Raw genomic sequence first — 12,225 nt, forward strand, 5'->3', positions numbered from 1 at the left:
ATTTCTTCTCCTTAATTAGTATACGACCGGTGTAATTCCACCATCCATGGTGAAATTCGCGCCAGAAATAAAATTAGCTAGATCAGAAGCTAAATAGAGTGCGAGATAGGCAACCTCTTCTGGTTTACCTAATCGACCAACTGGGATTTTTTGTGCTTCGACATATCTTTGTAATGCTGTCTCACGATCAACACCATATTGTCTTGCCAAGACATCTGCCAAACCACCCGCTTTATCATAAATTGCTGTTCGTATAAACCCAGGTGATAACACATTAGAACGAACTCCTCTAGCAGTAAATTCATTGGCGATTGTTTTTGATAGCATCGTAACCGCAGCCTTAGAAACGCTGTAATCAGGTAGTTTCGCATTAGGCATACGCCCAGCCTCAGAAGCCGTATGTAACAACACTCCTTTGCCTTGTTTCAACATATACGGAATTATGGCTCTTGATGCACGAACATAGCCTAATACGTTCAAATTTAGCGTGGTCAACCACTCTTCATCCGTAATATTCAAAAATCCAGATCGAGATCCAGCTATCCCCGCATTGTTAAACAATACATCGATTCTATTAAATTCTTTCACAACGTCATCAGTGAGTTTAGTGACCTGTATCTGATCTGTCATATCAACTTTCATGGGAATAATTTGCCCTAATGCGTGTAACTCATTTAACGCATCTGGATTAATATCTACGCCAATAACAATAGCACCTTCAGCAAGAAATGCTTTTGCCGAAGCGTAACCAATACCAGAACCAGCCCCAGTGATAATTACTACTTTATTTGTTAGATTAAAATCCATTGTTCGATCCTTGAGCGTGAGTAATCATTTCATTATAGTGAACAACTATCTTGGCATTCTTGGCGACATAATAGTTAGGCGCAGAGTAAGCAATCGTTGCAAAATCAATTGTACCTCGATTTTTAAAGTCGCCAATTGCGATCCTTGCCACGGATTCATCGGATACCCGCCATTTAGCAAAGACCCCATTTTTTATATCGATAGCTTTGTAGTAAAACACACCTTGCCACGGCCATGGACCGCGTAATCCAACCAAGAACTCATCGTCACCATCACCATCAAAATCAGCGCATAGCACTTGATGACCAGGACCTTCCCCATTTTCATTAGGATCGCCAAAAACATCTAATATTACCCTACTCCATTCAGCATCAGCACCTGGCTTACCATCTGACTTGTAATAAACCGCAACTGTATTACCATGGAAAGGCTCAAGTGCAGCGACATACGCAAATGAGTCGTTTCCTATGCGTCCTACATCCATGTCACCTGAACCTTTGAAAGATGTTCTTTCAAATTGTGTCAACTCACCAGTGCCAATAAGTTTGCATTGCCATTTTTTAATATTTTCATCGTAGTAAAGCCAAGTAACACCTTCATCTGAAGCAAGGATAATAGAGTCTAGATTAGAGTTTGGAATAAGCTCTGACTTTATTTCCGCACCATGAATCATTCTAAAACTACTGTGATTGATAGTTTGCATTGACCATTCTTTAGCAGTATGTACATCGTCAGGTTGTGTGAACATAACTACAGGAAGAACAGCATGTACACTTTCTCTGGCAACAATAGGAAATCCCAGAATCTCCAGTCTGTCAGTCTGCGTGAAATGACCAATTCTTAAACGATGCATACCTGTTGTACGACCAACATAGTGTCGTTTCCAACGTTCTTTTACATCAGCATTTTGACCAGGATTCTCAATCCAATCAATCTTGCCACCTGAGGTATCTGCATCATGTATTGTGCCAACAGGACCATAAAGTTCATAGCATACCAGAATATCTGGATAGCCATTACCTGTTATATCAGCGTAAGCACCACCTACCGGCATTCTAATTTTGTCAACTACTAAATGTTTTTGCCAATCAGGATTTTTATACCAGTAGATTTCACCTAAAGTCAAACCGTAGCCAAATAAGTCTATCTTACCGTCTTGGTTTATGTCTAAGGCTTCTAACCAATACCCATCACGCAAATTCTCTGCTACGATCTCTTTGGTAAATTTAGGCACAAAACCTGCTTTGGTTGCTTGATCGTTTAAAAACTTTGTAAAGTCACCTACTGTTTTATCCGTTAGTGTTGCCATTACTTTTTCTCCTCTCCTACTATCTGAATTATTTGAATTCTTCACTACAGCTATATCTATGCTACGCAGTATTGGGTATTTTTGATCCCCCCCTCTAGAAGTGATAACACACGCTCTTCAGCCGTGAAAATAGAAGTTAACTTTGATGAGAAAACATGAATAAACCTGTTATGACGTGACTTATCACAAAACACCAATAATGGACGAGTGTCACTAAGGTCTCTTACTTTTGTTTTCAGTGCCAAAATATGGTCGATTACTTCAAACTCATCCAAAAAGTGCGGATAGAATTTGGCTATGTCCTCAATGATATTATCTGTAACTTCTCTGAGCTGTTTTAATGGCAATCCTTTGTGCAAAGCTTTTCGAGCTTCATCGATATCATTAAACTGTTGATAACTGGTATATTGAACATGGAATATCTGAAAGAGCTGATGATCTCGATATTTTCTATACTGAAGTGGAATATCTGCATAACCATATGGCTCTAAGCTTGGATATGTACCATCAAATATTCCAAAGCTTTCGTATGTACGTTCAGTTTTTAATTGCTTAGTTGCCACCAGCAGTGAAAAACATAAATCAAAATAGTGCTGGTGTTTGCCAGAAATGTACTGAAATGCTTGATTATACGTACAGTTAATAACAAAGTCATAGGGTGTATTATCTACCTGAATTAATTCATCATCCAACACTTTCAAATCGTTGACGCGTCTATTTAATTTCAGTCGAACGTTACTTTCATTCAGTGCTCTTTTAAACCAAGCTTTTGCTTTATCAACCAACAATATAGCCTCATGCACTCGGAAACCACCTTCAACGTTGGCAAAACCTAGTTCAGTTAGCTGAGAGAATGTGAGTTCTTCAATTTCCAATCCGGTACCCTTCATAATTGTTTTCATAGTTTTATAATCAATTAGGGTTTTATCATCATTTGCCACACAAAATATTTTTGAGTTGTGTGAAGCATAACTAACTAAATTTGGATAATGAGCGATGAATCTTGCTTCATCAATCTTGCACATTTCTCTCGTAACTCCTGAGCGAGGGTAGTGATATCCTTTATGAATTCGGTAAGAATTATGTGTGGATGCTCCAGAAAAAATATCATCCGCCATGTCATATAAATCTATTGAAAATCCTTTCGCCCTTAAGGAAAGCGCTAAATGACAGCCATATATTCCAGCACCAATAATTGCCATTCTCATCATAACAGTCCTCCATAAACTTGATCAAAGGTTTACTATTTGTCTGTTTTAAATTGTAACACTTAGATTTAGGTCGCAATCACATAATACATCAATTCTCTCTCCTGTAGTTATAACTCCTATCTTAATATATCGTTTGAGTAGCGCTTTCTCCCATATTGGATAATCGCTTAGTTAACAACAATCTTAATTATAATCAAGCGACAAAGATGAGTACTATTTGTTAGAAATTTTATTGCAAAGAATTTACTTAATCATCAGTGAAAAAAATTATATCTTTACGGTGGTATTTTGTTGTTATTATATTGTTATCTGGATTTTTTTGGATCGTATATTATGAACTTGGAACACAGAATTCTAATCGCTTTATTTAAAAAGCGAACAATGTCATTGAGTGAATTAAGAAGAAGTTTTCATAGAGTGAAACTCTCTGATAGAGATGTTGCACTGAGTACTTTACATGAGCAAGGATATATAATTTGCGAACGCAGTCTAAGCAAAACGAGTAGCAAGATCATAACCATTTACAGAATATCTAATATGTATTAGTCTAGATATAATCTGACATTCATCTTGACTTAGATGAGGTTGCCTGTTTTGTATATTTAAACATATTGACCACATGATGCAGACCATTGCTACTCACTACATCGACTACATATTCGTCACCATAAATAAGCTTTTGAACCAAAACTTCTTGATTTATGTTGCCAGAATAATCAACTTTACCTAATAAGTTCTCACAGGCAGTTCTAATTTCATTTTCATTATGACAAAAATGAACACCTTCCGTGCCAAATGACATTATTGGTTTGACAACAATGTCTGTTAACTTTTGAGTTTTTATCCACTCAAGTATTTGATCAATAGATGATGATTTAAAAGATGGAATATGGCAAATACCGTCATTCCGTAGCTGTTCCATCATCAGATATTTATCTCTTCTTGCACGACTCTTTTTCACATCATTAGGTGACAGATTCCAGCAATTGGATAATACGTCAAATACAAGTACACCAGGCTCTGAGCCACAGACAATGTATTCTGGCGGACCTCCAAGCACACGTTCAATTTCAATTATCATTTCATCAATAGAGTCATTTAGCGTAAAAATCTCTGTAAAATCAGTCTTCCTAAGACCTGATAAAAGAAGCTGTGGTAATTTTGTATTTGTGATTAACGCCAAACAATTGTAGCCATATTTCTGTTTGATTCTTTCGGAAAATTGTGCCCCACTTGAAAATGGGTCTACTATGAGTACTGTTGGTCTGATAGAAGACATGGCATTACCTCTCAACTTGATTTGTTTGTTCTTTCTCTTTGACAAAATACAATGCTATCGCACCACACAATGCCATAATTGCAGAATAGATTAGCGCTTTTGCCCAATCTTGGTTTTGAAATAACTCACCGTAAATCATCGCAGCAAAAGCCCCACCAAGATAGAATGACAATTGCCTAATACTGGAAGAGATTAATATACGATTATTATCAAAGCCAGAGATTGTTAATGTGTCGAGCAATGGCATCAATGCGTAATTAAGTATCAAACGCCCAAAATAAAGAGAGATGAACACAGCAAATGGTAATAATAATGACTGTAAAAGTAACACTGAAAAGGTTATCACCCCAATTAGCAACAATATTCTTTTAAGGTTGTATTTTTTGACGAGAACAGGTGCACACAAAGCACCGAATATACTAACTATTTTATCTAAACCAAGCACTGCAGAAGCCTCGGTCACATCTAACGAATATGCCTGGTTGAATAAAATATTGGCAAATCTAAAAACCAAAGTAATAGATCCACCCAATAAAAACGCTGCGATAAATAGCATTAATAAATTACGCCATTCCAAAGCATTCGGAGTATTGCCAAATGCCGTTTTATCTTCTAATTCTCTAACACCATTAACAGAATGAAAGCGAACAAACACCATAAGCAGCGCAGATAGAGATGCCACCAATAAAACACCGCAGTAGTTATACTGTGGTTCAAATGGAGAGTATTTAGTTACTATTACAACAATAAATGAGGCTAGCATTGCAGCGCCCAGGTAAAAAACAAAAAAGTAGCTGAACATTTTTGTTTTATTATCACCTGCATGTGCGCCAAACAATGAATTACCCGTTGATAAGACTGCTATCATTCCTGATAATATCAATCCTAGGGCTATAGAGTTTGAATTAACAGTGGTACAAAATGGCAAAGCCAGAAATGAAATGGCATATACAATTGACGATATCAATAATAATTTTTTTACTGAAATCTTTCTACTCGCGATCATTAGAGGGACTACCGCCGCAGACATCATAAACATAGAAAAAGCGTAAATTTGTCCAGTACCTACTTTGTCAATGTTGTTTGCCTCTAAATAGAAATTATAAACTGCATCAAACAGACCATTACTGAATCCCATAACCCCTGTTGCTAGCAAAAACAATTGTACCGGTCTATCAAAGGTAAAAAATAATTTAACCATCGCAGCAATTCCTAATTATTTACATTTATAAGTGTCAGATTTTGTATCCATTTTTTGCCTCAAGATTGTTACCTGAGAGTGTGACAATCAGCTGCTCTCCCATCAGCCATTCTCCATATCCTGCTGCAGTATTAATGTGCCCTGCATTTTCAATCATCACAGAATCAGAACCCCATGCCTTTGAAAAAACCAAGGCTCTATCTACAGACAGATATTCATCATTATTGCTATAAACAACAGTCGAATTGAATGATAACTTCTTCAAGGGAATTGGTCCTTGAATTTTAATTTCATTTGGAGCATGACTTGATTCAACGTCAGCTGGAGCAACCAGTAGTGCCCCAGTCACCCGTGAATTGGTATACTTCGCTGCCCATTGAGCAATAGTGATCGCGCCACAACTATGACCAACAAGAAACATCTCACTGGAGACTGATTCAATCGTTTTTTGTAGACCATCAATCCATTTATCGCGCACTGGACTTTCCCAGTTTTCTTGCTCGATGCGGACTACGTTTTTGTATTTTTTCTCTATGATCGATTGCCAATGCTCAGGTCCTGAATTCGTATATCCTGGAACAATGATGATCGTTGTTGTCATAATGCGTTACTCCTCATTGTTTCTAATTGGTTTATTGTTAAATTTATACCAAATTTGTTTTTAATTAAGCAAAAGATATCTTCTTCACTATCTATATCTTGTGTACTAATAAGGGTGTCTTTTACTTCAGTATATGTTTTATTACGAATGCTTATTCTGCCATTTTTTGTTGGTAAGCTTGCTACTCGATTTGTTTTCAATAGACTCTTATTTGATGTCATTGTGTAATGGTATGCCATTTCAATATCTTCTGATGTTGCTAAGTGATCATAAAAACTGTAGATCACCTCCCAATCAGCGTCAGGTTTGATGTTTTCTTTTATAGATACAATCCATCCATAAATATTATTTTTTTGGATTTTAGTTGAATGAAATGAATACTCCGCGACTGTACCATGTTTTAGTAAGATCGGCATTCTTGGACCCTTGGCACCGAAGCCAATATCAAATAACCAGTTTTGACCTTCCAGTTCAACAATGAAAATTTGATGCGTAGCAGGAGTTAAAACTGGCGTATGGACTCTTGCCAGATATTTCCTGTATTTAAAACCAATTTCATCAAATGCATTTGCCATAAGCATACAAGTTTCAAAGCAAAGTCCGCCTTTCTTTTGCCTTATTATTCTGTCACTAATGAAGTCGTGATTTAAGCCAAATTTTTGATTAAATTGCATTTCAAAATTTTCGAATGGCACATTATAAATGTGTGCTTTATGCAGCATAAATAGCCCTTCTTTATTGGCTTCAATTGGCTGATTAATATTTATTCTTTCTAAATACTGCTTTATGTTAAAAATCACAACCATCTCCAACTAATGTATTATTTCCAGATCATTCTTATGAAAATAGGACGCGATATCGCAGCCCAATCCCTCAGCAAGCTTGACAGGTCCACTATAGTCAATAGTGTCAATCTGCTTTGTTTCTAGTTCGCTAATTTCACTAAGCATTTCCCTGTGGTTTGGAAAATTAATTTCATTCAGGACGAATCCCCACAATCGCAACTCTTTGGAGGCAAACCATCTGATCGCACAAGGTAGCATGCTTAAGTAATATTCTTGTTGCTCTTTACTCAAGTTTGGGAATATTTTTTTCATGATTCCCGTGAATAAATTCGCGTGAGCAAGCTCATCTTTGCGGTGTGCGTCTATGGTCATTCTGCAGAAACTATTTATGCTCATATCTTTTGATAAGACATCAAGGTACGAACTTATTAATGTTTCTGAAACACTTGCAGTTGCCAATCTGAGAAGCATGTTTTTTTGTTGATCATTTTGTTCGTTTATAACTTTTTTCTGTGAAAAAATTAAATCGTATTCTGGCAGAACAATTTTTCCCAAATTTCTTTCAACAGAGACTATGTTGCAGGCATTAACCGCCATGAGTGTGTGATAAGTCTCATCAACATAGGTTTCAGAAGCAATCTTCTTTGACAGGTAGTCTGTTGCCCCAGGGATTTTTTCTAGTATTATTGCTTCTAATACCGGATTGATGATTTCTACTTCTATATGTATTGTTTTTTGATTATAAATAATCCATGCCCATGATAGGACATGTGACTTAAATTCCTTAGATGCGCTCTGCCAATGTGGGTGGTGATAGAAAGGTAGCAGTGTTTCATTGTAATCCTCTTTTCCATTATCGAAACATGCTTGGTAAGCATCATTGCTCTTGTCATTTTTAACTACAGCTCGTTTTTCCCAATGCTTTGAAAGCATATATAACGTCTTTTCAATGATATTTGCTGTTGGTGAATTACGATTATTCTGAGAACTCCCCATTTCTTCTATATCCCTTTTGTTTTCTGGGTTTAAGAGGAGTGCTTCATCACCCTCTATCCCAGTATTTGCCATGCTTGTGAGTATTCTTGGAGAGTTTTCAGAACTATTGTTCGACATATGTTTACCTCATGGAATTGTTATTACAGCCTGCTATTTTTACTCTTCAATGAAGCATCTAAATCCCTTGTGCAATTATATATGGTTTTATAATATCTCCTGAATACAACATTTTTAACCATATATGGTATCTATCTTTCATTAAAAAGTTAATGACATTTGGTAATTTATGTGGGGTAAGCGTTTTTATTTGCGCACATGAATAAGTTACCAATATGACAATAATCGTCGTTGTCATATGCTTCATGCGGACTCTGAACATCTCTTTATTGGGCATTGCGAATCATTCCATGTTTCCATTTTCGGAATAATACAACACATTATATGGTATGTAAATGCTTAAATATGCATTTTTTATGATTTTTCTTTGATTTATAGTCATTCCGGTATATAACCGATCCTATATATCTCATGGTAACCTTTTTGGAGTATAAGTTGGATAATGTCGATATTTATTGGAATGACGATATTTATAATATATCGGATATTGGTCGAAATAGTATTTGTTTCAAATATTCTGCTATATCTAGTAAAATAGATAACCTGATGGAACTGAAGTTCTGAAAGATAATGGCTACAATTAATAATGTTCTGAAGCAATTGATGAGTGAAAATAATATGGATGTCACAAAGCTGGCGAGAAATACTGGGTTGCCTGTTACAACAGTGCACAGGTTGTGTACTTCTGACAACCCGAATCCAACGCTCTCAACTCTGATTCCAATAGCTGAGTTTTTTAACGTTTCCATAGATGAACTATCTGGGAAAACACCTTTATCAAGAGACCGAATAGTGGGGTTAACATATCAAGAAAATGTGGTTCACAGAAAAGTTCCTCTATATACATGGAGCGATTTTCTTGGCATGCTCCATAAATCTGAAATAGAGGCGACTCCAGTAAAATATATCGCAGTTGAAGGCGACTTATCATCAGAGTTATTTGCTATAATTATCCCAGATAAGTCATATGGAATACTATATAGGGTTGGATCAATCATTATTGTTAATCCATGCTCAGCTATTGAAGACTCTGATTATGTTGTCACTGGACTAAAAGACTTTTCATATGTGGGAATTAAGCAGGTTGAGATTATTGAAGGTAGTATTTACCTAAGGTCAATCACTTCGAACAATAACACATCCGAGCCATATGTTAGTGATAAATATCAGATTCTAGGTGTTATTTGTGAAACGCGTTTTCAAAAAGAAAATGCCAAAGAGCTAATGAAATTGAGCGAGAAAGTTACTAAAAAACTACCAACTTTCAACATTTTCAAACAACTTGGACTAAGAAAATCATGAATAATAAAAAGCTAATTATGAATAAACTCATAGCTTATACCAAGCTGCACAGCGAACAAGTCCCTTATGGAGCATGTATTGTTGATGAGGATGGGGAAATTATAGCCTATGGACTTGGACAACCAAAATCCTCTCCAACATTCCATGCTGAGATTATGGCTATTAATAATTGTGCATCGCAGTATCCAAATATTGATTGGTCAAAACTAACTATATATACAACTGGCGAACCATGTATAATGTGTTCTTCAGCAATATGTTGGTCAGGTATCAGAGAAATTGTTTATGGGACACCAGTTTCATTTATGACAAAATTGTGGGGGATTGAAGCCAGCACAACATGCCCCGATATTATAAAACTTGTACCAAATCCACCACAATTATCTGAACCTATATGCGAAGATCAATGTAACGAGATGTTCACTGAATACGATTCAAAATATAGAAAAGTACTTGATGACAGACTAAAGGAAGGTAGAGGTCAGTCTAAAATCATACGAGAGGAAGAGAGAGTATAATAAATGTTGAAATTCCCATACAATGGTATAATTACCAATAATTCTTGCAAAAACGAGAAAAGTTCCCCCGATGATATACTCGAACTTATGACGATTAAAAAAGCAATGTTTGGTAAACATAAAGGTGAGTTCGTTGCCATAGGTAAATTAACTCAAAATCCAAGATTAACAATAACAAAGTCATGTAAAGAATTGGTTGACCATGACAAAGAAATCCTAATGAACTACAGGAAAGAAGATATTGCCCAAATAGCGACAACTGCGGCTAAGAATAATGACGCGAGTGTTCATTTATCATTAGCAAGACCAATGAAGTTGTTTTCTATTCTCACAGCTATTTTTGCGTCACTAGTACTGATAAGCAACATATTATCAAGTAAACTCATATCGTTTTACGGTTGCACGTTCACTGGCGGGTATTTGTTGTATTTTTTTACCTACGCCACAAGTGCCCTCATAACAGAAGTATATGGATACGAATACTCTAGACAGGCTATATGGGCTGCTATAATTATCAATATTGTTTTTGTTGCTGCTAGTTACCCAACGATAGTTGCCGATCCAGCCACATTTTGGCACTACAGTGAGATGAGTGCCGATCAATCTAATTAAGCTTTCTCTTCGGTGTTATCCTCAACCCCTAGAATAATAATATCCTCACTTATTGCTTTTGCTTTGGGTGAATTTGTTAATTCATATATTATTTCAAAAATAAAGATATTTGATAATGGTGACAAGATCCACAAAAGAATACTCGTTTCTTATTTAACTTCTGTTCTTATAGGCAGTTTCGCATTTGCATATTTAGCTTTTTATGGTATCTCATCGTCGTTTGAAGTATTGTCTCTATCAATGAAAATATATATTGGAACTATTATTGCAGAATTTCTAATGTTACCCGTCATCATAAAGTTATGTGTATTTGTGAAAAAATATGAGCGAATAGACATGTATGATTACAATGCCATATATACTCCTTTCAGGTTATCTATATCATACAAAAAATATAACAACAAATATAATCAAGCATAATAAAACAAATATGGATAACTCTATTAACTTTAACAAAAATTTATCTAAGAACTGGCACAGGAGGACCCAAGTTATAAGACATTCTGGAAGAGAAACATATGATCCTTGATGAAGGAAAGTACAGTGAGGTATGGCAAAAAAAATTAGTTAAATTGGTGTGTTCTATTTAAATCAACTAGGTGTTCCTAGTTGCAAGGAAATGATTAATGATTGTCGAGGCATTATTTATGGCAATATAGATTACTCAAACATAGAAAACTTATGCCTTAGTTTAAACCCAAATTATGATTTAAAAGAAGAGTTACTTGTTTAGGAATACTATTATGAAAAAAGCAAATGTTATCCAGCATATCTTATTCGAAGGGATAGGTAATATTGAAATCGCATTACTGCAACGTGGTTTCACTATATTTAATTATTACGCGCCAACAGATGATTTATCTAATGTTTCAGACTGTGATCTATTAATCATTCTAGGTGCTCCAGTATCAGTTAATGATGACAAAATATATCCTTACCTCATGGAAGAAAAGCAGATACTCAAACAAAGAGTGCTTAACGATTTACCAACAATAGGGATTTGTCTTGGCGCCCAACTACTAGCTGAAGTTACTGGGTCAAAAATTTACTCTGGCGATGTAAAGGAAATAGGATGGCATGAGATATATTCCAATGAGAATACTATTCTCTCACATTTTAACAATGAAATGGCGTTTCATTGGCACGGAGATACTTTCGATGCTAATGATAAAATGGAAGTCATTGCTAAGTCTAAATTATATATTCAGGCTTTTATTATAGGGAAAAATATATTAGGGTTACAATTTCACCCAGAGTACCAAGGTGGTAATGAGATAGAGAAATGGCTAATAGGTCATGCCTGTGAGTTAAACACAAACAAAATAGATGTATTTAAAATGCGGACTGATAATATGTTGTATTCCGATTGGTATCAGAGTCTATCAAGTAAACTTTGGGCACAGTATTTAGATAACATCAACCTGGGACTAAGGACCGTGCACTGAGAAATAAAGTTAATCACCAAAAAAACGGGTTGAACCCATATA

Annotated in this window: 12 protein-coding genes and 1 pseudogene; 4 read left to right on the forward strand and 9 right to left on the reverse strand. The window is 35.7% G+C overall.

Annotated features, from left to right (window positions below; all coding sequences use genetic code 11):
• Positions 1-15: 15 nt before the first annotated feature.
• From DNJ77_RS04225 to DNJ77_RS04265, 9 genes are all read right to left on the reverse strand, one after another.
• Positions 16-807 (reverse strand): SDR family NAD(P)-dependent oxidoreductase, encoded by a 792-nt coding sequence (locus DNJ77_RS04225; protein WP_116963756.1) that lies wholly within the window; start codon positions 805-807, stop codon positions 16-18.
• On the reverse strand, positions 797-2,116 hold the full coding sequence (locus DNJ77_RS04230) for an FG-GAP repeat domain-containing protein (RefSeq protein ID WP_204723361.1): 1,320 nt from the start codon (positions 2,114-2,116) through the stop codon (positions 797-799). The genes DNJ77_RS04225 and DNJ77_RS04230 overlap by 11 nt, the downstream gene beginning before the upstream one ends.
• Before the next feature lie 56 nt (positions 2,117-2,172).
• Entirely contained in the window at positions 2,173-3,327 is a 1,155-nt protein-coding gene (locus DNJ77_RS04235) for an FAD-dependent oxidoreductase (RefSeq protein ID WP_116963757.1), read from the reverse strand.
• Between the two features lie 565 nt (positions 3,328-3,892).
• Positions 3,893-4,606 carry an ATP-grasp domain-containing protein gene (locus DNJ77_RS04240; RefSeq protein WP_116963758.1) on the reverse strand — a complete coding sequence of 238 codons (714 nt, stop codon included), beginning with the start codon at positions 4,604-4,606 and terminating at the stop codon, positions 3,893-3,895.
• A gap of 4 nt (positions 4,607-4,610) precedes the next feature.
• The gene (locus tag DNJ77_RS04245; RefSeq protein WP_116963759.1) at positions 4,611-5,807 is read right to left on the reverse strand and encodes an MFS transporter; all 1,197 of its coding nucleotides are present in this window, start codon (positions 5,805-5,807) and stop codon (positions 4,611-4,613) included.
• Positions 5,808-5,841: 34 nt separating this feature from the next.
• Positions 5,842-6,408, reverse strand: coding sequence for an RBBP9/YdeN family alpha/beta hydrolase (locus DNJ77_RS04250; RefSeq protein WP_116963760.1), 567 nt, complete (start codon positions 6,406-6,408; stop codon positions 5,842-5,844).
• On the reverse strand, positions 6,405-7,208 hold the full coding sequence (locus DNJ77_RS04255; RefSeq protein ID WP_157966592.1) for an arylamine N-acetyltransferase family protein: 804 nt from the start codon (positions 7,206-7,208) through the stop codon (positions 6,405-6,407). The genes DNJ77_RS04250 and DNJ77_RS04255 overlap by 4 nt, the downstream gene beginning before the upstream one ends.
• A gap of 12 nt (positions 7,209-7,220) precedes the next feature.
• Complete coding sequence (locus DNJ77_RS04260) at positions 7,221-8,261, reverse strand: diiron oxygenase (RefSeq protein ID WP_157966593.1); 1,041 nt, start codon at positions 8,259-8,261, stop codon at positions 7,221-7,223.
• Positions 8,262-8,364: 103 nt separating this feature from the next.
• Positions 8,365-8,583, reverse strand: a complete 219-nt coding sequence (locus tag DNJ77_RS04265; protein ID WP_116963763.1) for a hypothetical protein — start codon at positions 8,581-8,583, stop codon at positions 8,365-8,367.
• A gap of 293 nt (positions 8,584-8,876) precedes the next feature.
• On the opposite strand from DNJ77_RS04265, the gene DNJ77_RS04270 reads away from it, so the two are divergent.
• The 4 genes and pseudogenes from DNJ77_RS04270 (at position 8,877) to DNJ77_RS04290 (ending at position 12,183) form a co-directional block, all read left to right on the forward strand.
• A complete protein-coding gene (locus DNJ77_RS04270; RefSeq protein WP_116963764.1) occupies positions 8,877-9,608 on the forward strand; it encodes a helix-turn-helix domain-containing protein in 732 nt (243 codons plus the stop codon).
• Positions 9,605-10,126 carry a nucleoside deaminase gene (locus DNJ77_RS04275; RefSeq protein ID WP_116963765.1) on the forward strand — a complete coding sequence of 174 codons (522 nt, stop codon included), beginning with the start codon at positions 9,605-9,607 and terminating at the stop codon, positions 10,124-10,126. The genes DNJ77_RS04270 and DNJ77_RS04275 overlap by 4 nt, the downstream gene beginning before the upstream one ends.
• Positions 10,127-10,345: 219 nt before the next feature.
• Positions 10,346-11,158 (forward strand): annotated as a pseudogene (locus tag DNJ77_RS10090) (queuosine precursor transporter).
• 323 nt (positions 11,159-11,481) lie between these two features.
• Positions 11,482-12,183 carry a glutamine amidotransferase-related protein gene (locus DNJ77_RS04290; RefSeq protein ID WP_116963768.1) on the forward strand — a complete coding sequence of 234 codons (702 nt, stop codon included), beginning with the start codon at positions 11,482-11,484 and terminating at the stop codon, positions 12,181-12,183.
• Positions 12,184-12,225 lie beyond the last annotated feature (42 nt).

This window comes from Fastidiosibacter lacustris, from assembly GCF_003428155.1.
GTDB classification, from domain to species: Bacteria; Pseudomonadota; Gammaproteobacteria; order Francisellales; family Francisellaceae; genus Caedibacter; species Caedibacter lacustris.

What these genes read in the sequence shown, in the direction of transcription:
- DNJ77_RS04240 (WP_116963758.1), bottom strand. Translation starts at nt 4,606, where the DNA reads ATGTCTTCTATCAGACCAACAGTACTCATAGTAGACCCATTTTCAAGT.
- DNJ77_RS04290 (WP_116963768.1), top strand. Translation starts at nt 11,482, where the DNA reads ATGAAAAAAGCAAATGTTATCCAGCATATCTTATTCGAAGGGATAGGT.
- DNJ77_RS04265 (WP_116963763.1), bottom strand. Translation starts at nt 8,583, where the DNA reads ATGCCCAATAAAGAGATGTTCAGAGTCCGCATGAAGCATATGACAACG.
- DNJ77_RS04245 (WP_116963759.1), bottom strand. Translation starts at nt 5,807, where the DNA reads ATGGTTAAATTATTTTTTACCTTTGATAGACCGGTACAATTGTTTTTG.
- DNJ77_RS04250 (WP_116963760.1), bottom strand. Translation starts at nt 6,408, where the DNA reads ATGACAACAACGATCATCATTGTTCCAGGATATACGAATTCAGGACCT.
- DNJ77_RS04235 (WP_116963757.1), bottom strand. Translation starts at nt 3,327, where the DNA reads ATGATGAGAATGGCAATTATTGGTGCTGGAATATATGGCTGTCATTTA.
- DNJ77_RS04230 (WP_204723361.1), bottom strand. Translation starts at nt 2,116, where the DNA reads ATGGCAACACTAACGGATAAAACAGTAGGTGACTTTACAAAGTTTTTA.
- DNJ77_RS04225 (WP_116963756.1), bottom strand. Translation starts at nt 807, where the DNA reads ATGGATTTTAATCTAACAAATAAAGTAGTAATTATCACTGGGGCTGGT.
- DNJ77_RS04270 (WP_116963764.1), top strand. Translation starts at nt 8,877, where the DNA reads ATGGCTACAATTAATAATGTTCTGAAGCAATTGATGAGTGAAAATAAT.
- DNJ77_RS04260 (WP_157966593.1), bottom strand. Translation starts at nt 8,261, where the DNA reads ATGGCAAATACTGGGATAGAGGGTGATGAAGCACTCCTCTTAAACCCA.
- DNJ77_RS04275 (WP_116963765.1), top strand. Translation starts at nt 9,605, where the DNA reads ATGAATAATAAAAAGCTAATTATGAATAAACTCATAGCTTATACCAAG.